19 protein-coding genes and 1 riboswitch are annotated in these 20862 nt (G+C 71.0%); of the genes, 11 read left to right on the top strand and 8 right to left on the bottom strand.

From position 1 onward, the window contains the following. Window positions 1-13 precede the first annotated feature (13 nt). On the bottom strand, window positions 14-376 hold the full coding sequence (locus ACH4FH_RS09845) for a hypothetical protein (protein ID WP_398555258.1): 363 nt from the start codon (window positions 374-376) through the stop codon (window positions 14-16). Window positions 377-505: 129 nt separating this feature from the next. On the opposite strand from ACH4FH_RS09845, the gene ACH4FH_RS09840 reads away from it, so the two are divergent. From ACH4FH_RS09840 to ACH4FH_RS09810, 7 genes are all read left to right on the top strand, one after another. After that, a complete protein-coding gene (locus ACH4FH_RS09840; RefSeq protein WP_398555257.1) occupies window positions 506-1450 on the top strand; it encodes a MurR/RpiR family transcriptional regulator in 945 nt (314 codons plus the stop codon). 131 nt (window positions 1451-1581) lie between these two features. Continuing rightward, window positions 1582-2520 carry an N-acetylmuramic acid 6-phosphate etherase gene (murQ, locus tag ACH4FH_RS09835; RefSeq protein ID WP_398555256.1) on the top strand — a complete coding sequence of 313 codons (939 nt, stop codon included), beginning with the start codon at window positions 1582-1584 and terminating at the stop codon, window positions 2518-2520. Between the two features lie 37 nt (window positions 2521-2557). Continuing rightward, a complete protein-coding gene (locus ACH4FH_RS09830; RefSeq protein ID WP_398555255.1) occupies window positions 2558-4171 on the top strand; it encodes a PTS transporter subunit EIIC in 1614 nt (537 codons plus the stop codon). A 91-nt stretch (window positions 4172-4262) separates the two neighbouring features. Continuing rightward, a complete protein-coding gene (locus tag ACH4FH_RS09825) occupies window positions 4263-5126 on the top strand; it encodes a hypothetical protein (protein ID WP_398555254.1) in 864 nt (287 codons plus the stop codon). Next, window positions 5123-6532 (top strand): hypothetical protein, encoded by a 1410-nt coding sequence (locus ACH4FH_RS09820; protein WP_398555253.1) that lies wholly within the window; start codon window positions 5123-5125, stop codon window positions 6530-6532. Before ACH4FH_RS09825 ends, ACH4FH_RS09820 begins: the two co-directional genes overlap by 4 nt. A 321-nt stretch (window positions 6533-6853) precedes the next feature. Continuing rightward, a complete protein-coding gene (locus ACH4FH_RS09815; protein WP_398555252.1) occupies window positions 6854-7831 on the top strand; it encodes a hypothetical protein in 978 nt (325 codons plus the stop codon). Between the two features lie 55 nt (window positions 7832-7886). Then, a complete protein-coding gene (locus ACH4FH_RS09810; protein WP_398555251.1) occupies window positions 7887-8468 on the top strand; it encodes a Uma2 family endonuclease in 582 nt (193 codons plus the stop codon). Between the two features lie 118 nt (window positions 8469-8586). On the opposite strand, the gene groL is transcribed toward ACH4FH_RS09810, so the two are convergent. The 4 genes from groL to thrC all read right to left on the bottom strand — a co-directional run bounded on the left by groL (window position 8587) and on the right by thrC (window position 12789). Beyond that, window positions 8587-10212: a chaperonin GroEL gene (gene groL / locus ACH4FH_RS09805; RefSeq protein WP_398555250.1), complete on the bottom strand. Its 1626-nt coding sequence runs from the start codon at window positions 10210-10212 to the stop codon at window positions 8587-8589. A gap of 304 nt (window positions 10213-10516) precedes the next feature. Next, the gene (locus tag ACH4FH_RS09800) at window positions 10517-10720 is read right to left on the bottom strand and encodes a cold-shock protein (RefSeq protein WP_003986833.1); all 204 of its coding nucleotides are present in this window, start codon (window positions 10718-10720) and stop codon (window positions 10517-10519) included. A 413-nt stretch (window positions 10721-11133) separates the two neighbouring features. Further along, window positions 11134-11412: a MoaD/ThiS family protein gene (locus tag ACH4FH_RS09795; protein ID WP_398555249.1), complete on the bottom strand. Its 279-nt coding sequence runs from the start codon at window positions 11410-11412 to the stop codon at window positions 11134-11136. Between the two features lie 93 nt (window positions 11413-11505). Then, a complete protein-coding gene (gene thrC, locus ACH4FH_RS09790; RefSeq protein ID WP_398555248.1) occupies window positions 11506-12789 on the bottom strand; it encodes a threonine synthase in 1284 nt (427 codons plus the stop codon). A 17-nt stretch (window positions 12790-12806) separates the two neighbouring features. Beyond that, window positions 12807-12967: riboswitch (SAM riboswitch) on the bottom strand. 171 nt (window positions 12968-13138) lie between these two features. Here thrC and ACH4FH_RS09785 point away from each other — a divergent pair. Further along, entirely contained in the window at window positions 13139-14101 is a 963-nt protein-coding gene (locus tag ACH4FH_RS09785) for a glucosyl-3-phosphoglycerate synthase (RefSeq protein WP_398555247.1), read from the top strand. 48 nt (window positions 14102-14149) lie between these two features. After that, a complete protein-coding gene (locus ACH4FH_RS09780) occupies window positions 14150-15631 on the top strand; it encodes a trehalose-6-phosphate synthase (protein WP_398555246.1) in 1482 nt (493 codons plus the stop codon). A 34-nt stretch (window positions 15632-15665) separates the two neighbouring features. On the opposite strand, the gene otsB is transcribed toward ACH4FH_RS09780, so the two are convergent. The 3 genes from otsB to ACH4FH_RS09765 form a co-directional block, all read right to left on the bottom strand. Beyond that, the gene (otsB, locus tag ACH4FH_RS09775; RefSeq protein ID WP_398555245.1) at window positions 15666-16562 is read right to left on the bottom strand and encodes a trehalose-phosphatase; all 897 of its coding nucleotides are present in this window, start codon (window positions 16560-16562) and stop codon (window positions 15666-15668) included. An 86-nt stretch (window positions 16563-16648) separates the two neighbouring features. Next, a complete protein-coding gene (locus ACH4FH_RS09770) occupies window positions 16649-16927 on the bottom strand; it encodes a DUF3263 domain-containing protein (protein ID WP_398555630.1) in 279 nt (92 codons plus the stop codon). 106 nt (window positions 16928-17033) lie between these two features. Further along, window positions 17034-18302, bottom strand: a complete 1269-nt coding sequence (locus tag ACH4FH_RS09765) for an extracellular solute-binding protein (protein WP_398555629.1) — start codon at window positions 18300-18302, stop codon at window positions 17034-17036. Window positions 18303-18580: 278 nt separating this feature from the next. Here ACH4FH_RS09765 and ACH4FH_RS09760 point away from each other — a divergent pair, with 278 nt between their 5' ends. Together ACH4FH_RS09760 and nagA are read left to right on the top strand one after the other, a co-directional pair. Continuing rightward, entirely contained in the window at window positions 18581-19513 is a 933-nt protein-coding gene (locus tag ACH4FH_RS09760) for an ROK family protein (RefSeq protein ID WP_398555244.1), read from the top strand. Further along, complete coding sequence (gene nagA / locus ACH4FH_RS09755; protein ID WP_398555243.1) at window positions 19513-20766, top strand: N-acetylglucosamine-6-phosphate deacetylase; 1254 nt, start codon at window positions 19513-19515, stop codon at window positions 20764-20766. The genes ACH4FH_RS09760 and nagA overlap by 1 nt, the downstream gene beginning before the upstream one ends. Window positions 20767-20862: the final 96 nt, after the last annotated feature.

Below are 20862 nucleotides of genomic sequence, written 5' to 3'. Positions count from 1 at the left end.
CCCGGTCACCGCGTCAGCCCTCGGTGGGGGCGCGCAGCCTGCCGACGCGGGCCACCGCGACCGCCGTCTTGGGGCAGACCCAATGCGGATCGGGCCCCAACTCCGGCTCGACATCCAGCGCGTGCGGGTCCCCGGACTGGGTGCAGACGGGGCACAACGGCCAGCGGCCATACCTCTCCAGCAACGCGTCCTGGACGTCCTGCGCTATCAGTCCCGCGACGAATCCGACACCTTCAGGCCACTGCTCGACCCACCATCGGCGGTGGACGACCGCGTCCTCGACGAGCGAGACGATGTCGGCGTCCGCGACGTCGTCCGCCATCAGGTCGGCGAGCACCAACGCTCGCGCGGCATGCAATGCCTGTTCCAGCTCCATGCCGTCCATTGTCTCGCGGACCCGCGCCGCACCCCACCGTCATCCACAGGTCGATGCGCGCCACGCCGCTTGTCCACAGGTCTCTCGGAGGGTATTGACGCGCGACGTCTATGAAATTACTTTTCAGCTGTGAGCAGCAGCCTGAAGGAAACTTTCAAGGACGTGGCCGCCGAGACCCGGCCGGCCCCGGCCCCACCCGCCCCCGCGGCGCTGGCAGCCAAGGTCCGCACCCTCGCCCCGACGATGACCCGCTCCATGCAGCGGGTCGCCGAAGCGGTCGCGGGTGACCCGGCCGGCTGTGCCGCCCTCACCGTCACCGGCCTCGCGGAACGCACCGGCACGAGCGAGGCCACCGTCGTGCGGACCTCGCGGCTGCTCGGCTACCCCGGCTACCGCGATCTGCGCCTGGCGCTCGCCGCACTCGCCGCGCAGCAGGCGGCCGGTGGCGCGCCGGCCGTGACGGCCGACATAGCGGTCGACGACTCCCTGACCGATGTCGTCGCCAAGCTCGCCCAGGAAGAGCAGCAGTGCCTCGCCGACACCGCGGCCGGTCTGGACGTCACCCAGCTCGAAGCCGCCGTCGGCGCGCTCTCCGCGGCCCGTCGCATCGACGTCTACGGCATCGGCGCGTCCAACCTCGTCGGCCAGGACCTCGCCCAGAAGCTGCTGCGCATCGGCCTGATCGCGCATGCGCACGCCGACCCGCACCTCGCCGTGACGAACGCCGTGCAGATGCGGACCGGCGATGTCGCCATCGCCATCACCCACTCCGGGCGCACCACCGATGTCATAGAGCCGCTGCGGGTCGCCTTCGACCACGGCGCCACGACCATCGCGATCACCGGCCGACCCGACGGTGAGATCGCCTCCTACGCCGACTACATCCTGACCACCTCCACCGCCCGCGAGAGCGAGCTGCGACCGGCCGCGATGTCCTCCAGGACGAGCCAACTCCTGGTCGTCGACTGCCTGTTCATAGGAGTCGCGCAGCGCACGTACGAGACCGCGGCGCCCGCCCTGTCCGCGTCCTACGAAGCCCTCGCACACCGCCACTCCCCGCGCTCCCCTCGCTGAGCCCGAGCACTGGGACTCAGCACCGGGACTCAGCGCTGGGCTCCAGCACTGAGCCTCCCTGCCCACTGCCGCCACGCCCCGCACAGATCACGTCGTACTGAGCCGTACGAGCCCGGAAAGAGCCGACACCCATGACTTCCCCCGTCGAACACGCACAGCTGCGGGCCCAGCTGGACACCCTCACCACCGAGGCGTTCCGGCCGGAGCTCGCCGAGATCGACAGGTGCGCCACGCTGGAGATCGCCCGGACGATGAACGGCGAGGACGCCCAGGTCCCCGCCGCCGTCGCCGGGCAGCTCCCGCAGATCGCCGCCGCCATCGACGCCACCGCCGCGCGGATGGCCGACGGCGGCCGGCTGATCTACGCCGGCGCCGGCACGGCCGGGCGGCTCGGGGTGCTGGACGCCAGCGAGTGCCCGCCGACGTTCAACACCGACCCCTCCGAGGTGCTCGGGCTGATCGCGGGCGGCCCGTCCGCGATGGTGACCGCCGTCGAGGGCGCCGAGGACAGCAAGAAGTTCGCCGCCGAGGATCTGTCGACGATCGGCCTGACGGACCGGGACACCGTCGTCGGCATCTCCGCCTCCGGCCGCACGCCGTACGCCATCGGGGCCGTCGAGCACGCCCGTTCGCTGGGCGCGCTGACCATCGGCCTGTCCTGCAACGCCGACTCGGAGCTGGCCGCGTCCGCCGAGCACGGCATCGAGGTCGTCGTCGGCCCCGAGCTGCTGACCGGCTCCACCCGGCTGAAGGCGGGCACGGCCCAGAAGCTGGTGCTCAACATGCTCTCGACGATCACCATGATCCGGCTGGGCAAGACCTACGGAAACCTGATGGTCGACGTCCGCGCCTCCAACGAAAAGCTTCGGGCCCGCTCCCGGCGCATCGTCGCGCTGGCCACCGGCGCCTCCGATCAGGAGATCGAGGCGGCCCTCGCCGCGACGGACGGCGAGGTGAAGAACGCCATCCTCACCCTCCTCGGCGAGGTCGACGGTCCGACCGCCACCCGCCTCCTCCACGATTCCCACGGCCATCTCCGCGCAGCCCTTCAAGCCGCGCGGAACAGCTGACCCGCCCCCTGGTCGCTCGCACAGCAAGGCACCGCACATGACCGAAGACAAGAACCGCGCCACCGCCGCCGCGATCCTCCCCCTCGTCGGCGGCGCCGGGAACCTCACCTCCATCGCCCACTGCATGACCAGGCTCCGCCTCGGCATCGTGGACCGCTCCCTGGTCCAGGACGAGGCCCTGCAAGCACTGCCGGCCGTGATGGGTGTGGTCGAGGACGACACCTACCAGATCGTGCTGGGCCCGGGGACGGTCGCCCGGGTCACTCCCGAGTTCGAGCGACTGGTGGAGGAGGCGCGCGCCGCCACCCCCGAACCGGCCACCGCCGCACCCTCCGAACCTGAGCCCGCCACCGCCACCGCCACCCCGGCCCCGACGTCCGGCCCCGCCGCGTCGCACTCCACCACCGCCGATGAACTGGCCGCCCAGGGCGCCGCGCTCAAGGCCCGCCAGAAGGCGAAGAACGCCACCCCGGTCAAGCTCTTCCTGCGCCGGATCGCCAACATCTTCGTCCCGCTGATTCCGGCCCTGATCGGCTGCGGCATCGTCGCGGGCATCAACGGCCTGCTGACCAACCTCGGCTGGCTGCCCTCGGTCGTCCCGGCACTGGCCGCCATGGCCTCCGGATTCATGTCGCTGATCGCCGTGTTCGTCGGCTACAACACCGCCAAGGAGTTCGGCGGCACCCCCATCCTGGGCGGCGCGGTCGCCGCGATCATCGTCTTCCCCGGCGTCGCGAACATCACCGCCTTCGGCCAGAAGCTCTCCCCCGGCCAGGGCGGCGTCCTCGGCGCACTGGCCGCGGCCCTGCTCGCCGTCCAGGTGGAGAAGTGGTGCCGCAAGTGGGTGCCCGAGGCGCTCGACGTCCTCGTCACCCCCACCCTCACGGTCCTCCTGACCGGCCTGGTCACCATCTTCGGCCTGATGTACGCCGCCGGGGAGGTATCCACCGCCATCGGCAGCTTCGCCAACTGGCTGCTCGCACACGGCGGCGCCTTCGCCGGCTTCGTCCTCGGCGGCCTGTTCCTGCCCCTGGTCATGCTGGGCCTCCACCAGGCACTGATCCCCATCCACACCACCCTCATCGAGCAGCAGGGCTACACCGTTCTGCTGCCCATCCTCGCCATGGCAGGCGCGGGCCAGGTCGGTGCCGCACTCGCCGTCTACCTCCGCCTCCCGCGCAACGGCTCCCTCCGTACGACCATCAAGTCCGCCCTCCCGGCAGGCTTCCTGGGCGTCGGCGAGCCCCTGATCTACGGCGTGTCACTCCCCCTCGGCCGCCCCTTCATCACCGCCTGCGTCGGCGGAGCATTCGGTGGCGGCTTCGTCGGCCTGTTCAACCAACTCGGCGACGCCGTCGGCTCCACCGCCATCGGCCCGTCCGGCTGGGCCCTCTTCCCCCTGGTCAAGGGCAACCAAGGCATCGGCACCACGATCACCGTCTACGCCATCGGCCTGGCCGTCGGCTATCTGGTCGGCTTCCTCGCCACCTACTTCTTCGGCTTCAGCAAGCAGATGCTGACGGACCTCAACGCCGCACCCGAGCCCGCCGCCGCCTCCGAGGCGCACGCCTCACCCGCCCCGGCGACCGCACCCGAACCGCCTGCCGCACCCGAACCGATGGGCCCGGAGAAGGAATCGGTGCCCAGCTGACCCACCTGAACGGACACCCCCGTGCTGTGGCTGGATTCCGCCCGGTACCCTCCCGTTCCAAGGGCCAGGGCAGCACGGGGAGTTGAGGGCTATGACCGGCGACGCGCCAAGAACACCGCCACCGCCGGACCAGGACCCCGCCACCCCGCCACCCGCTCAACAGCCCCCACCCGAGCCCCCGGCACCCGAGCCGTCCGCCCCGTCTCAACGGCCAGGGTTACCGGTCCGGCTCTGGCGACGCTTCGCCGCGCTCGGCACCACCAACAAGATCGCCGCGATGGGACTGGTCATCGCGGCGGTCCCGGTACTCACCCCGGTGGTGACCTCCGGCTACGACGCCCTCTTCGGCGAGGACGCCATCGTCATGTACACCGAGCAGAGCGATGAAACCTGCTCCTCGTTCTGGATGGTCGCGCCGGGCCAGGAGAGCCTGCGCAGCAGCATCAAGCCGGCAGATTCCCGCGCCCTCACCCGCTGGGAACGCGAATCCAAGATCACGCATGTCGACACCGTGCGCTCCTCGATCAGCATTCGCGGCAACATCGACCAGGCCGTGCAGATCCGCGATCTGTCCATCACCGTCCTCCGCCGCGGCCGACCGCTCCCCGGCAGCCCGACACCGACAACGGAATGCGGCGCAGAGCAGCCCCCGGAAGCGTTCTACGTCGACCTGGACACGCTGCCGCTGCACCGGCCCGTCTCCGGAAGCTACTTGATGACCAGCCCGCATCAGCGCGAGGCACGCAAGGCGAATCCGACGTACGGGCGCAAGGAGATGTCCCTGCCCAGGGACATCGACACCGGCAGTGTCTACGACCTTCTGCTGATCGGCGCCACCCAGCGGCACTACTGCGAATGGCGCGCCACGCTCACCTGGTGGGACGGCAAAAAGGTGCACACCACGACGATCGACAATGACGGCCGCCCCTTCCGCGTCACGGCAGTCGCCCGATGACCGCCCCGCGCCCCGTCCCGCCCCCACGCCGCCCGCACCCCCGGCGTCCCCTCAGCACCCTCCCCTCCCGCCTCCCCTCTCTCCTCCGCCTCTCCCTCCGCTCCCCACTGGCCTTCGCCGCCCTCACCGTCCTGCTCGTCCATCTGGCCGGCACCCTCCCCCAACAGGTCGACTGGGCAAGCCGGATCCCACCGGAATTCCCGAACACCGACCTCACCCTCCCCAACGCCCTCCGGCTGCTGACCGTGTCCCCGGTACGCCGGTTCAGCACCGCGACAGGACCGGCCGCCGTCCTCCTGGAAGTGGTGTGGACGGCGAGTTTCCTGGCACTGCTCACCGCCGCCACGACCGCCATCACCGCGCGCGCCAGTGGCTACACCCGGCTGGCCGCCCTGTCCATCGCCTGGCCCGCCTTCGCCCCGCTCGCCAATCTGCTCGCACTCGCCCTGCTCCGGCTGCCCGACCTGTCCTTCGACCCGCTGCTGCGCGGGAGGGCGGCGGCCGACCTCCTCCGCGACGCACAAGCCGGAACGGGCCATGCGCTGCTGCTCGGCCTGATCGGCGGTCAGGCCGCCGCCTGGATCGGCGTGATCGCCCTCCAACGGCGCCACCGCACCGAGCCGGACGACACCACCTCCGCGCCCCCGGAGCGCAGCGCCACCCCGCAGCCCCCCTCCCCGTCCCCGCTCGCCCCCCTGCTCCTCGGCCTCGCCGCGATGCGCGGCCCCATGGACACCCTCTGGCCACGCATCGGCGCCACCCTCGTCGCCACAGCGGCCGGCGCCGCCCTGCTCAGCCTGCTGTCCGGCGGCATCGCCACAGCCACCCTGGACCCTTTTCTCCGCTTCTGGTGCGCCTCCGACGAGTTCCCCGGGCCGTGCGTGACCCGGCTGCACGGCCATCTGGACGGCAGCCTGCCAACGGGCGAGAACCTCTTCGCGCCCCCGCTCGTGACCCGCTTCTTCCTGATCTACGCCTGGCAGGCGTTCCTGCTGCTGTACGCCATCTGCTACTTCTTCGCGAGCACCATGGCGGCCGGTCTGCCGCGCACCGCCCGCGTGACGCTGAGCGTCTGGGTCGCGTACACCGCCGGCACCACCGGTTTCGTCGCCATCCTCAACTCCGAACCCCTGACATCGCAGAACGCCCCCCTGAGCACGCTCCTCAGCAAGGCGCTCCTGCTGTTCCTGCCACCCCAAGGGCTGACCCACGCGCTCTACGGAGCCCCCCTTGCCGCCGCCGTATGCGCCGCCATCACCGCCCTACGCACCCGCCTCACCCGCCTCACCCCACCCCCCACCGGCACACCCGGCACCGGCACCGGCACCGGCACCGGCAACTCCAGCTCCAGCTCCAGCTCCAGCTCCAGCTCGTCGAGCAAGCCCGAGGAAGCTTCGGAGCGGTGACGAGATCGCCCCACCGTCGGCCCCGATCTCCAAGCCCCGAGCCCCGAGCCCCGGGCGCCGAGCTTCGTACTCCGAGCTTCGCGCTCCGAGCCCTGCTTTCAAGGAACGGGTGGGACGGGTAGAACCCACCACCCACCCTCCCCAACTGCCGCGCACACCAGCGGGGATGACAATCCGTGATCGGTTTGCCACGGCACGTCGCGTCGGTCTAGCGTGCGCAGCAAAGAAACAACCCCGGCAGGTGCTACCAACACCGACCGGGGTCTGACCAACAAGATCGAAAGCAGCGATCCCATGGCTTCCCCAGACTTTAGCGTCGGCATGCCCACGCCCGCATCCACGCACCCCAGCGCCACCCCCGGTTACGGCAAACGCAGCGCCCCGGATCAACGCCCCCGCCGCCCCGCCGACTTCGCGCATCTCCCCGCCCGCGAGGCGTCCATCGCCGCGTACATCGACCACCTGCCCGACGGCTCGGACATCTCCGTGAAGACGCTGGCCAAGGTGTTACCGGACTACGGCCAGTGCGCGTTACGCACCGCGCTTCGCCGCCTCTCCGAGGCCGGGCATCTGCGCCGGATCACCGAGATCCGTGGCGGCGACGGCAGCCCGCGCTGGGTGACCCGTACGTACTTCACCCGTACGGCACGCGACGACACGTGGTGGGCAGCCCTCAGCGCAGGCGACGTCCCACCGGCGCAGGAGCGGGAGCCGCAAAGGGCGCCACGGGAACCACAACGGGAGCCCCAGCCCCAGTTGCAGCCCCAGCCCCAGCCCCAGCCGACCACACCCCTCCCCCAACCCAGCGCCCCTCGCACACCCCGCAGCCCCGCCTACGCAGCCCTGGCCGGGCTCGGCCGCACCGATCCCCGTATGACGCTCTCCGCCGCCGACTGCGCCGCGCTCGAACCGCTGGCCGCCGAGTGGCTGGCCCGCGGCGCAACCACGACGTACCTGACGCAGGCCCTCACGGCGGGGCTGCCGTCGCCCATTCACCACCCGGGCAATCTGGCCCGCAGCCGCCTCGTCAGCAAGCTCCCACCGGAGCCGGAGCCGGAGCCAGCGCCGGCACCGGAGTCGGAAGCGCACACACCGAGCCAGGCGCCACCGCCCCTGCGCCTCATGGAGTGCACCGTGTGCGCGGCCCCCGGTCGCCCCGAAGCGCTCCCCGGCGGCCTCTGCAGTGCCTGTCGAGGCGAGGCGCCACCACCGCCCCCCGGGCTGCCCCCGGCAGAGGTCCACACCCACATCCAGCGCCTACGAGCCGCCAACCGCCCACGGGAACGGAGCCACGCATGACCGCAGCAACTACCAGCACCAGAACCGGGGCACATGGAGCCGTGGAGGCGACACCATGACCTCCAGCACCGCTGACCACCCGCAGATGCCCGTCGAGGACTTCGAGGAACTCGCCCGCTCCGCGCCGGAAACCGTCACGCTGGAATTCATCAACGGAAAAAAGCTGGAGGTCAAGCCGGGGCCGGACGGCGATCACGGAGCGATCATCATGTGGCTGCTGGAGTGCTGCATGCAGCAGCGCCCCGACCTGAGGCTCTACCCCGAGCAAGGTCTCAAGGCGGAGACCTACCGAAAGGGCCGCGCCCGCCCCGATGGCAGCCTCGCACCGAAGAACCACTTCGTGGGGCAGGGAGAGTGGGCCGATCCGGACGGCGTCCTCATGACCGTGGAAGTGACGTCCCACGACGCCGACACCGACCCCCGTGACCGCGACGAGAAACGCGACGGTTATGCCGCCGCCGGCATCCCCGTTTACCTCCTCATCGACCGCGACACGTGCACCGTCACGGTGTACAGCGAGCCGAGGAACGGCAAGTATCCGGTCCGGGTCTCGCACCCCTACGGAACCGCCGTCGAAATCCCTGGCCCTGTAGGCATCACCTTGAAGACGGAAGAGCTCAAGGACTACGCCCGCTGACCGACGGCGGCAGCTGTGGCCACAGCACCGCAGGCCCATGAAAACGCCGCCGGGGCGGCACCCTCCTGGAAGGAAGGTGCCGCCCCGGCGAACGTTCAGGACAGTTGATCCGGGAGGATCAGAAGTCCATGTCACCGCCCGGCATGCCGCCGCCGGCCGGGGCAGCGCCCGCCTTCTCCGGCTTGTCGGCGATGACGGCCTCGGTGGTGAGGAACAGCGCCGCGATGGAGGCGGCGTTCTGCAGCGCGGAGCGCGTGACCTTGGCGGGGTCGATGATGCCTTCGGCGATCATGTCGACGTACTCGCCGGTCGCGGCGTTCAGGCCGTGGCCGACGGCCAGGTTGCGCACCTTCTCCACAACGACGCCACCCTCGAGGCCGCCGTTGACGGAGATCTGCTTCAGCGGGGCCTCCAGGGCCAGCTTCACAGCGTTGGCACCGGTGGCCTCGTCGCCCTCGAGGTCGAGCTTCTCGAAGACCGAGGAAGCCTGGAGAAGGGCGACGCCACCGCCGGCGACGATGCCCTCCTCGACGGCCGCCTTCGCGTTGCGAACGGCGTCCTCGATGCGGTGCTTGCGCTCCTTGAGCTCGACCTCGGTGGCGGCACCGGCCTTGATGACGGCCACGCCGCCGGCCAGCTTCGCCAGGCGCTCCTGGAGCTTCTCGCGGTCGTAGTCCGAGTCCGAGTTCTCGATCTCGGCGCGGATCTGGTTCACCCGACCCTGAACCTGCTCGCTGTCACCGGCACCGTCGACGATGGTGGTCTCGTCCTTGGTGATGACGACCTTGCGGGCGCGGCCCAGCAGGTCGACGCCGGCGTTCTCCAGCTTGAGGCCGACCTCCTCGGAGATGACGGTGCCACCGGTGAGGATGGCGATGTCGCCGAGCATGGCCTTGCGGCGGTCACCGAAGCCCGGGGCCTTGACGGCGACGGACTTGAAGGTGCCACGGATCTTGTTGACGACCAGGGTCGACAGGGCCTCGCCCTCGACGTCCTCGGCGATGATCAGCAGCGGCTTGCCGGACTGCATGACCTTCTCCAGGAGCGGCAGCAGGTCCTTGACGTTGCCGATCTTGGAGTTGACGATCAGGATGTACGGGTCGTCGAGCGACGCCTCCATACGCTCCATGTCGGTGGCGAAGTACGCCGAGATGTAGCCCTTGTCGAAGCGCATGCCCTCGGTGAGTTCCAGCTCCAGACCGAAGGTCTGGGACTCCTCGACGGTGATGACGCCTTCCTTGCCGACCTTGTCCATCGCCTCGGCGATGAGCTCGCCGATCTGGGTGTCAGCGGCGGAGATGGAGGCGGTGGAGGCGATCTGCTCCTTGGTCTCCACATCCTTGGCCTGCTCCAGCAGAGCGGCGGAGACGGCCTCGACGGCCTTCTCGATGCCGCGCTTGAGGGCCATCGGGTTGGCGCCGGCGGCTACGTTGCGCAGGCCCTCGCGGACCAGCGCCTGCGCCAGGACGGTCGCGGTCGTCGTGCCGTCACCGGCGACGTCGTCCGTCTTCTTCGCGACCTCCTTGACCAGCTCGGCGCCGATCTTCTCGTACGGGTCCTCGAGCTCGATCTCCTTGGCGATGGAAACACCATCGTTGGTGATCGTGGGGGCGCCCCACTTCTTCTCGAGGACGACGTTGCGGCCCTTGGGGCCGAGGGTGACCTTGACGGCGTCGGCGAGCTGGTTCATCCCGCGCTCGAGACCGCGCCGTGCCTCCTCGTCGAACGCGATGATCTTGGCCATGTGAAGTGGTCCTCCCGGACAGGGGTGGATTGCTCCGGACCGCGCTGGCGCCCGCGACGGACGGTCTGCGAGCCTGTGGTTCCTTGCCCCACCGGCCTGCCGACCTCACCGAGTCGGTCCTTAACTGTCACTCTCACTCGGAGAGTGCTAACGCAATGATTAGCACTCGGGGGGTGCGAGTGCAAGCGCCTCCCGCGATGGCCCACCCTCCGGACGCACACCGGACGCACACCGGAACGCACAGCAGAGGGTCCGCACCCCCTCAGGGATGCGGACCCTCATCACGCTGCAGTAGGTCGGCGCTTCAGCCGGCCACCCGGACCATGTCCGCCTGCGGCCCCTTCTGGCCCTGCGAGATCTCGAACTCGACCCGCTGACCCTCCTCAAGGGTGCGGTAGCCGTCCATCTGGATCGCGCTGTAGTGGACGAAAACATCCGCACCACCGTCGACCGCGATGAAGCCGTACCCCTTCTCCGCGTTGAACCACTTGACGGTGCCCTGAGCCATGCCTAACTCCCCTATTACTGGCCCTTGCACAGGACCGCACTCCGCGGACCCGGGTCAGACCTCACCCCCCGAAAGGCCCGCGGGGTGTGCGCCGGAACGCGTCGACCGCCGCTGAATGTATCTGCACCACTGCCCAGCGCAACAGGTCAATCGGACGAGAATTCTGGCGCCGGAGAATCGGCAATATGCGGTGAAACACCGTTTTCCCTGGGCAAGCCGGGCCGGGCATAACGCACCTGGGCGACAAATGCCGCACACACTTCGGGCACAACTCGGCGCGGCCTCATATGCGTTCGGCATGCGCGCGGAGCGGGATCAGCGCCATGGTATCCCCTTTCACAGAACGGAATTGCCCCGTCCGCTTTTCGGCGGACGGGGCAATTCAAGTCAAGCGAGAGGCGAGATGGCGCGAATTAGCACCCGCCGGCCACTGCCGGAATGATCGAGACGCCCGCGCCGTCCGGCGTCGGCGTCTCAAGGCCCTGCTCGAAACGCACGTCGTCGTCATTGACGTAGACGTTCACGAAACGGCGCAGCTTGCCCGCGTCGTCCAGCACCCGGGCCGCGATGCCCTGGTGGTTCTTCTCCAGGTCGGCGATCACCTCGGCGAGGGTCGCGCCGTCCGCGGCGACCTCGGCCTTGCCGTCGGTGTAGGTGCGAAGGATGGTGGGGATGCGGACGTTGACGCTCATGGGTTCTGCCTTCCAGCGACTTCGGAGTACAAGTTCAGGGCTGTGCGACTGCCGTATGGCCGCGCTCGACGCCGTACGGCTGCGTACGGCGGGTCAGCCGGCCAGGCCGGCCGCGCGGAACGCGTCCAGGCTCGGACGGATGGTCGCCGAGGGCCCTGTGGTGGGGGCGACGGCGTCAAGCGTCTTGAGGCCGTCACCGGTGTTGAGGACGACCGTGGACAGGGACGGGTCGAGCAGACCGCTGTCGATGAGCTTCTTGGTCACGCCGACGGTCACGCCGCCCGCGGTTTCCGCGAAGATCCCTTCCGTCCGGGCCAGCAGCTTGATCGCGTCCACGACCTGCTCGTCGTTGACATCCTCCACCGCACCGCCCGTACGGCGCGCGATGTCGAGCACGTACGGCCCGTCGGCCGGGTTGCCGATCGCCAGCGACTTGGCGATGGTGTTCGGCTTCTGCGGCCGCACCACGTCGTGGCCGGCCTTGAAGGCCGTCGAGACCGGCGAACAGCCCTCGGCCTGCGCGCCGAAGATCTTGTACGGCTTGTCCTCGACGAGGCCGAGCGCGATCAGCTCCTTGAGGCCCTTGTCGATCTTCGTCAGCTGCGAGCCCGAGGCGATCGGGATGACGATCTGGTCCGGCAGCTGCCAGCCCAGCTGCTCGCAGATCTCGTACGCCAGCGTCTTGGAGCCCTCGCCGTAGTACGGGCGGAGGTTGACGTTGACGAAGCCCCAGCCCTCGCCCAGCGGGTCGCCGATGAGCTCCGAGCAGAAGCGGTTGACGTCGTCGTAGTTGCCCTCGATGCCGACCAGGTCGCCGCCGTAGACCGCGGCCATGACGACCTTGCCGGCCTCCAGGTCGTGCGGGATGAACACGCAGGAGCGGAAGCCCGCGCGGGCCGCCGCGGCACCGACCGCACCGGCGAGGTTGCCGGTGGAGGAGCAGGACAGGGTGGTGAAGCCGAAGGCGCGGGCGGCCTCGACGGCGATCGCCACGACGCGGTCCTTGAAGGAGTGCGTCGGGTTGCCGGAGTCGTCCTTGACGTACAGACCGCCGGTGACGCCCAGCTCACGGGCGAGATTGTCTGCCTTGACCAGCTTGGTGAACCCCGGGTTCAGGTTCGGCTTGTCCGCGACGTCGGTGGGGACGGGCAGCAGCGGCGCGTAGCGCCAGATGTTGTCGGGGCCGGCCTCGATCTGCTTCCTCAGGCCCTCGGGGTCGCCGCTCGGCAGGTCGTACGCGACTTCGAGCGGCCCGAAACATTCCTGGCACGCGAAGATCGGGCCGAGGTCGAAGCGCTGTCCGCACTCGCGGCACGAGAGCGCCGCGGCGGGACCGAGAGCGACGGAGGGAGTGTTTTCGGTGACTTGCACAGCCATGGAGGCGAGGCCCTTTCTCCTCATCTTCCTCGCGGCGCATCTCGCCACGAGACGGATTTGGCACCTTCCCTAGCCGGGAGCCTCACGCGCGCGGGACATCAGCGTCCTGGCGGCAAGACCGGCTGGAGGGTTGCCGGGGCTTCAACGGGCCGTTTCCCTCTGCCCCTCTGGATGAGCGGTATGGCGCTGGGCCGAAACCCAGGCGTTTGTTCTGCGGTACCCCCGACATACGACGGTGATCCGCGTTGTTCAAGACTGTAACCGAAGGCAGTGACTGTTGAGATAGTCGTCCGAACCGCGAGATGGATCACACGGTCGTCGATCGGCGGCCACCGAGGAGATCGTAGACGTGCTGGAAGAAGTGGAGCGCTGGCTCAGCAGCCGCTCCTGGTCCGATGCCGACCGGCCGCTCGGCCGGCTCCTGGAGGCCAAGCGCCAGACGGGCCGGACGGTCAGTGTCGTACTGCCCGCACTCGACGAGGAGGCGACGGTCGGCGCGATCGTCGCGGCGATCCGCGGCGAGCTGATGACGGAGTCGGTGGCGCTGGTCGACGAGCTGGTGGTGCTCGACTCGGGCTCCACCGACCGTACGGCCGAGGTCGCGGCGGCGGCCGGGGCCAGGGTCGTCCACCGCGACAGCGTCCTGCCGCGGCTTCCCGCGCTGCCCGGCAAGGGCGAGGTGCTGTGGCGCTCGCTGCTCGCCACCAGCGGCGACATCGTCTGCTTCGTCGACGCCGACCTGCGCGAGTTCTCGCCGTCCTTCGTCTCCGGGATCGTCGGCCCCCTGCTGACGGATCCGGACATCCAGTTCGTGAAGGCGATGTACGACCGCCCGCTGGAAGCCGGCGTGGACGGCTCGGGCGCCGGACAGGGCGGCCGGGTCACCGAGCTGGTGGCCCGCCCGCTGCTGAATCTGCACTGGCCGCAGCTGGCCGGCTTCGTCCAGCCCCTGGGCGGTGAGTACGCCGCACGCCGCTCGCTGCTGGAGCGGCTGCCCTTCCCGGTCGGCTACGGCGTCGAGCTGGGCCTGCTCGTCGACGCGCTGCACACCGTCGGCCTGGACGCCCTGGCGCAGGTCGACGTGGGCGTCCGCAAGCACCGCCACCAGGACGGCCAGGCCCTCGGACGGATGGCCGCGGCGATCTACCGCACCGCGCAACTCCGCCTCACCCGGGGCCACTTGATCCGGCCGCGGCTGACCCAGTTCGACCGCGGGCAGGAGGGATTCGTGCCGCGCACGACGGACGTGGACACCGAGGAGCGGCCTCCGATGGCCGAAATCCCGGAGTACGCCGAGCGACGGGCGGCCTGACCGAGCTCCGTACGTTTGAGCGGATCTGTCGCGGGTTAGTCTCGCGGCATGGTCTCCGAGCGCAGTGGTGCCGAGGTTCTCGTCGCGTCCAATCGCGGTCCGGTCTCCTACGCCCTGGGGGAGGACGGCGTGCTGACCGCCAAGCGCGGCGGCGGCGGGCTGGTCTCGGGCCTGTCGGCCATCGGCCCGGAGACCGACGCGGTGTGGGTGTGCGCCGCGCTCGGCGAGGGCGACCGGGAGGCGGTGCGGCGTACCGGTGGGCTGCTCGCCGTGGACGACACCGGCGGACAGCGCGTCCGGATGCTGGACATCCCGGCGGAGGTGTACGCCGACGCCTACAACGGCATCGCGAACTCCGTGCTGTGGTTCGTGCACCACATGCTCTACCAAACGCCTCTGGAGCCTGCCTTCGATTCGGGCTTCCGCGCGCAGTGGGCGTCCTACGTGGCCTACAACGCCGCCTTCGCCGACGCGCTGGCCGAGCAGGCGGCGCCCGGCGCGGCCGTCCTCGTGCAGGACTACCACCTGGCGCTGGTGCCCGGCCTGCTCCGCGACCGCCGCCCCGACCTGCGCATCGCCCACTTCTCGCACACGCCATGGGCCCCGGCGGAGTACTTCGCGATGCTGCCCGACGACATCCAGCGGCAGCTGGCGGCCGGCATCCTCGGCGCGGACCACGCGAACTTCCTGACCGAGCGGTGGGCGCGGGCCTTCATCGGCTGCTGCGAGACGGCGCTCGGCGCGGACTGCGAGGCGCGCCGTCCCGGGGACGAGGCGCCGTATCTCCTGTCGGCCACGGCGGGAGGCAAGCCGCACAAGACCTCGGTCGGCGTCTACGGCCTCGGCGCGGACGCGGAGTTCCTGCGCGAGCGGGCGCACCGCCCCGATGTCGAGGAGCGGCTGACGGCGCTGCGCGGGCAGATCGGCGGGGTGGGGCGCAAGACCGTCGTCCGGGTCGACCGCACCGAGCTGTCCAAGAACATCGTGCGCGGGCTGCTCGCCTACCGGCGGCTGCTGACCGACCGCCCCGAGTGGCGCGAGCGGGTCGTGCACATCGCCTTCGCCTACCCCTCGCGCCAGGATCTGGCCGTCTACCGCGCGTACACCGACCAGGTCGGCCGGCTGGCCGAGGAGATCAACGAGGAGTTCGGCACGGCGGACTGGCAGCCGGTCGTGCTGCACGTCAAGGACGACTTCGCGCGCTCGCTGGCCGCCTACCGGCTGGCGGACGTCGCCCTGGTCAACCCGATCCGGGACGGCATGAACCTGGTCGCCAAGGAGATCCCGGTGGTCTCCGACGAGGGCTGCGCCCTGGTGCTGTCGCGGGAGGCAGGCGCCCACGCCGAGCTGGGCGAGGACGCGCTGAGCGTCAATCCGTACGACGTCAACGCCACCGCCGAGGCGCTGCACACGGCGCTGTCGATGGACGGCGAGGAGCGGGCCGAGCGCACCCGGCGGCTTGCCGCGGCGGCCACCGCGCTGCCGCCGGCCCGGTGGTTCCTCGACCAGCTGCGGGCGCTCCAGGCGTAGGCCGCGCGCTGCCCGGACGGGTACGCCCGCGCGCTCAGCCGGCGGCCAGCCGGTCCGCCAGCGCGCCGAGCAGCCCGACGACGCCTGCCGGGCCGTCCACGACCAGATCGGCGCGCTCCGCCAGCTCGGCGACCTCGTTGCTGCCGCTGCATACCAGCACGCCCGTGAGGCCCTCGGCGCGCAGCTTCTCCACGGCGGCGAAGGCGGCCAGATCGCCGAGGTCGTCACCGGCGTACAGGACGGTCTTGGCACCGGTCTCACGGACCCAGTCGGCGAGCGCGACGCCCTTGTCCATGCCCGGTGGGCGCAGCTCCAGGACCAGCCGGCCGGGCTCCACGATCAGGCCGTGGCGTTCGGCGAGCGAGGTCAGCGGGCCGCGCAGCCGGTCGAAGGCGGTCTGCGGGTCCGCGGCACGGCGGGTGTGGACGGCGAGTGCCCGGCCGCCCTTGAGCTCGATGGCGGTCTCGACCCAGGGGCCGTGCCAGACGCCGGTGCTCTCCAGGGTGGCGGGGAGTTCGGCCTGTACGGCGGCGACGCCGGGGTGCGGGGGCGCGGCCTGCACGGCGCCGGAGGCCGCCTCCCAGCGCTCCGCGCCGTAGTGGCCGAGGACGACGAGGTGTTCCAGGCCGGGGGCGTGCGCGACGCCGCTGAGGCGGACCGCGAGGCCGGCCGGGCGTCCGGTGATCACCGCGGCGGCGCGCAGCCGGGGCACGAGCCGGCCGAGGGCGGCGGTCGCGCCGGCGTGGGCGCGGGCCTTCTCGGGGTCGGGGACGATGTCGGCGAGGGTGCCGTCGAAGTCGAGAGCGATGGCGGCGCGTTCGGGCCGGGCCAGCAGCGCGGCGATGCCTTCTCGGCCCGCGGCGGTGGCCGGCGTCGGCACGGAGTGCGGCGTCGGTGAGGACTGTGGCGCGTCGTTCGAGAGGCTGCCCATGTCGACGACCCTACCGGCGGACCACCGGCGCACGCCGGGTGCACGGGGGCATCCGGGCGGCGGGCGCTGCGTCCCCGGGGCGGCCGTCAGCGGCGGGCGCGGCGGGCGTCCCGTACGCGGCGCAGGCGGTTGACGGTGACCGGGTCGTGCGCGAGGGCGCGCGGGTCTTCCAACAGGGCGTTCAGGAGCTGGTAATAGCGGGTCGGGGAGATGCCCAGGCGCTCACGGATGACGCGCTCCTTGGCGCCGGGGCCCGGCCAGGAGCGGCGCTCGACCGCGAGGACCGCCTCGTCCCGGGTGGAGAGAGGCGTTATGCCGGGACCGTCGGCGGCACCGGCGTCCGCCCCGGCTCCGCTCCCGCTCACATCGGCCTCTCCGCCGGCGCCACGCCCCGCGCCGCCCGGTCCGCTCGTCATCACGATTCCACGATAAGCCCACCGTCTGACACCTCCCGGTGGGCCGCCGTGGGCGTCACTCGCCGGTGTTGTCGGCGGCGTCCGCGGTGTTCTGGATGTCGGTGAGGACACCGGCCGGGTTGCCCTTGGGGCCGACCGCGCCGGCCACCTTGGCCTTGATGGTCTTGGAGACCAGTGGCCAGGAGGTCTTGTCGGCCGGGTAGAACTCGGCGTTGCCGAGCTGCTTGAGGAAGCTGTGCAGCTTGGCGTAGCGGCGGTCGGCGAGCATGGCCTCCGACGCCGACTCGGTGACCGGCAGCAGGCCGTAGTCGCCGGAGAACTTCAGGACGTTCTTCTCGCTGTAGACGAAGTCCAGGAACTTGCCGATCTGCCTGCTGTGGCCGTGCTGCTTGAACGCCATCATCCAGTCGGCGACGCCCATGGTGGCCTTGGCCTTGCCGTTGATGCCGGGCAGCTCGACGGTGCCGTAGTCGATGCCCTTGGCGGCTGCCTGCTTCATCAGCGTGGGATGGCCGTTGAGCATGCCGACCTCGCCGTCGGCGAAGCCCTGGAAGGCGTCCGCGCGGTTGAGCTCGGCGGGGTCGGTACCGGTCAGTCCCTTGCCCACGAGGTCCTTTTGGAGCCACTGGAAGGTCTTGACGTTCTCCGGCGAGTCGATCGTGTACTTGCCGATGCTGTCGGTGTAGCCGCCGCCCCCGCTGAGCATCCACATCAGCGTCTCGGCCTGCGTCTCCTCCCGGCCGAGCGGCAGCGCGAACGGCATCTTCACGCCGTGTGCCTTCAGCAGCTCGGCGTCGTGGGCGATGTCGTCCCAGCTCTTCGGGGGTGTGGTGATGCCGGCCTCGGCGAACAGCTTCTTGTTGTAGAACAGCCGCCGGGTGCTCGCGCCGAACGGCATGCCGTACTGGATGCGCTCGTATTCGCCGGCCTCGGCGAGGGAGGGGGTGAAGTCCGCCTGGGTGGGGATGGAGAGCAGCTGGTCGGCGCTGTAGAGCTTGTGGTCGGCGGCGTAGTCGGCGTACGCGCCGATCTGCGCGAGGTCCGGGGCGTTGCCCGCCTCGACCATGTCCGCGACCTTCTTGTCGACGTCCGTCCAGGGCTGGACCTCGACATCGATCTTGATGCCGGGATTCTTCTTCTCGAAGGCGCGGCTGAGCCGGTCCCAGTAGTGCTGGGAGCTGTTGGACCGGCTGTCGCCGTAGTCCGCCGCGACGAGCTTGAGGGTGACGTCGCCGTCGTCACCGGAGCTGCCGCAGCCGGTGAGAGTCAGTGTCATGGCGGTGGCTATCCCCGCCGCCGTCAGGCTCACGTACCGCCGCTGCACTGCCACTACCGCCCTTTGTCCTGAAATTCCGTGCTGTACGGGTTTGCCCCGCGGCCTCGGGGATCGCCCTCGGCCGGCATGAACAGCGGGTGTCTCCCGCGTTCCGACACAAGGTCTACACCACTCGGCATTCGGGTTCGCCGCCGCCCTTCCCCAGGCCGCCCGGGGCCCCTCGGGGCGCCGGGCGGTCAGGCACCGTCGGGACCGCGGCGGACAGAAAGCAGAACGTACGGTGAGTGGACTAGACCTTTTGTATCGGATCGCGCGAAACTGTTCCCGTGAAACACGTCATCGCCCTTGATGTGGGCGGCACCGGGATGAAAGCCGCCCTCGCCGGGGCGGACGGCACGCTGCTCCACGAAGCGCGGCGGCCCACCGGCCGCGAGCGCGGCCCGGACGAGGTCGTCGAGACCGTGCTCGGCTTCGCCGCCGAGCTGCGCGACATCGGCCTCAGGCGTTTCGGCGCCCCCGCCCTGGCCGCCGGGGTCGCCGTCCCCGGCATCGTCGACGAAGCCGACGGGATCGCCGTCTACGCCGCCAACCTCGGCTGGCGGGACGTCCCGATGCGGGCCCTGCTCTCCGAGCGCCTCGGCGGCATCCCCATCGCCCTCGGCCACGACGTCCGCACCGGCGGCCTGGCCGAAGGCCGGATCGGCGCCGGCAAGGACGCCGACCGCTTCCTCTTCGTGCCCCTGGGCACCGGCATCGCGGGCGCAATCGGCATCGGCGGACGCATCGAAGCCGGTGCCCACGGCAGCGCCGGCGAGATCGGCCACATCGTCGTACGCCCCGGTGGGCGCGAGTGCGGCTGCGGTCAGCGCGGCTGCCTGGAGACGCTGGCCTCGGCCGCCGCGGTCGGCCGCGACTGGGCCGCCGCGTGCGGCGATCCGCAGGCCGGCGCCGCGGACGCCGCCAAGGCCGTGGCATCAGGCGACGAGCGCGCCCTGGCCGTCTGGCAGACCGCCGTGGACGCCCTCGCCGACGGCCTGGTCACCGGGCTCACCTTGCTCGACCCGCAGACGCTGATCATCGGCGGCGGACTCGCCGAGGCGGGTGACACGCTCTTCGAGCCTCTCCGGGAAGCGGTCCGCCGGCGCGTTACGTTCCAGCGGCTCCCCTCGATCGTTCCGGCGGCCCTGGGGGATGCCGCCGGGTGCCTGGGCGCAGGACTCCTCGCCTGGGATCTTCTCTCCACGGAGGTAACCGCCTGATGGCACAGCAACACACCGCGGGACGGCCCTCGGACCCCCGGCGCACCGTGCTGACCGGCGCCCGGATCGCCCGGCCGTCCGGCGTCGTCGACAACGGCCGGATCACCGTCGAGGGCAGCCGCATCGCCGACATCCGCAGCCGGGACGCCGACCGGGGCGGGGACCGAGGCGGCGACAGCCGAAGAAGGGGCGACGTCGCGCCGCCCGCGGCGGCCACCACCGTCGACCTGACCGGCCACCTCATCGTCCCCGGCTTCGTCGACGTGCACGTCCACGGCGGGGGCGGCGGCTCCTTCTCCTCCGCCGACCCCGAGGAATGCCTGACGGTCGCCGCCACCCACCGCCGGCACGGCACCACCTCCATGGTCGCCTCGACCGTCACCGGCGACCTCGCCGACCTGGCCCGGCAGGCCGCCGTGCTCGCCGAACTCGTCCAGCAGGACGAGCTGGCCGGCATCCACTTCGAGGGCCCCTTCATCTCCCCGCACCGCTGCGGCGCACACCAGCCGGAGCTGCTGCGCGACCCCGACCCGGCCGACGTCCGCAAGCTCATCGACGCCGCCCACGGCACCGCCCGGATGATGACCGTCGCCCCCGAACTGCCCGGCGGCCTGGACTCCGTACGGCTGCTCGCCGACGCCGGCGTGATCGCCGCCATCGGCCACACCGACTCCTCCTACGAGGCCACCCGCGAGGCCATCGACGCGGGCGCCACCGTCGCCACCCACCTCTTCAACGCGATGCCGGGCCTCGGCCACCGGGCCCCGGGCCCGATCGCCGCCCTGCTGGAGGACGAGCGGATCACCGTCGAGCTGATCAACGACGGCACACATCTGCACCCCGCGATCCTGCAGATGGCCTTCCGCGACGCGGGCGCCGACCGGGTCGCGTTCATCACCGACGCCATGGGCGCGGCCGGCATGACCGACGGGATGTACCCGCTCGGCCCGATGCGGGTCGAGGTCAGGGACGGCGTCGCGCGGATCAGCGAAGGCCCCACGGCGGGCTCCATCGCGGGCTCCACGCTCACCCTGGACCGCGCCTTCAAGCGTGCCGTCACCGTCGACGACCTGACGGTCGACCAAGCCGTCCAGGCGCTTTCCACCAACCCCGCCCGGCTGCTCGGCATCGACGACCGGACCGGCTCCCTCGCGCCCGGCAAGGACGCCGACCTGGTGGTGCTCGACGCCGCGCATGACCTGGTGGGCGTCATGCGCCGGGGCGAGTGGCTGGTCCGTCCGGCAGGCGTCTGACCGCCCGCACGGGAACGCTCGGTGGCGAGCGGCCGGCCACCCGGTGGCCGGCCGCTCATCGGATGGTGACCGGCCCGGGTCTGGGCCAACGACCGT

Origin of the sequence: Streptomyces sp. NPDC017993 (genome assembly GCF_044328065.1) — a bacterium.
Lineage (GTDB): Bacteria > Actinomycetota > Actinomycetes > Streptomycetales > Streptomycetaceae > Streptomyces.
Note: the sequence above shows the minus strand (reverse complement) of the source record. Positions and strands in the feature narration are given on the sequence as shown.

Bases quoted from the DNA above. Each gene is read 5' to 3' on its own strand.
- ACH4FH_RS09845 (WP_398555258.1), bottom strand. From the start codon at position 376: ATGGAGCTGGAACAGGCATTGCATGCCGCGCGAGCGTTGGTGCTCGCC.
- murQ (WP_398555256.1), top strand. From the start codon at position 1,582: ATGACTTCCCCCGTCGAACACGCACAGCTGCGGGCCCAGCTGGACACC.
- ACH4FH_RS09830 (WP_398555255.1), top strand. From the start codon at position 2,558: ATGACCGAAGACAAGAACCGCGCCACCGCCGCCGCGATCCTCCCCCTC.
- ACH4FH_RS09825 (WP_398555254.1), top strand. From the start codon at position 4,263: ATGACCGGCGACGCGCCAAGAACACCGCCACCGCCGGACCAGGACCCC.
- ACH4FH_RS09820 (WP_398555253.1), top strand. From the start codon at position 5,123: ATGACCGCCCCGCGCCCCGTCCCGCCCCCACGCCGCCCGCACCCCCGG.
- ACH4FH_RS09815 (WP_398555252.1), top strand. From the start codon at position 6,854: ATGCCCACGCCCGCATCCACGCACCCCAGCGCCACCCCCGGTTACGGC.
- ACH4FH_RS09810 (WP_398555251.1), top strand. From the start codon at position 7,887: ATGACCTCCAGCACCGCTGACCACCCGCAGATGCCCGTCGAGGACTTC.
- groL (WP_398555250.1), bottom strand. From the start codon at position 10,212: ATGGCCAAGATCATCGCGTTCGACGAGGAGGCACGGCGCGGTCTCGAG.
- ACH4FH_RS09800 (WP_003986833.1), bottom strand. From the start codon at position 10,720: ATGGCTCAGGGCACCGTCAAGTGGTTCAACGCGGAGAAGGGGTACGGC.
- ACH4FH_RS09795 (WP_398555249.1), bottom strand. From the start codon at position 11,412: ATGAGCGTCAACGTCCGCATCCCCACCATCCTTCGCACCTACACCGAC.
- thrC (WP_398555248.1), bottom strand. From the start codon at position 12,789: ATGGCTGTGCAAGTCACCGAAAACACTCCCTCCGTCGCTCTCGGTCCC.
- ACH4FH_RS09780 (WP_398555246.1), top strand. From the start codon at position 14,150: ATGGTCTCCGAGCGCAGTGGTGCCGAGGTTCTCGTCGCGTCCAATCGC.
- otsB (WP_398555245.1), bottom strand. From the start codon at position 16,562: ATGGGCAGCCTCTCGAACGACGCGCCACAGTCCTCACCGACGCCGCAC.
- nagA (WP_398555243.1), top strand. From the start codon at position 19,513: ATGGCACAGCAACACACCGCGGGACGGCCCTCGGACCCCCGGCGCACC.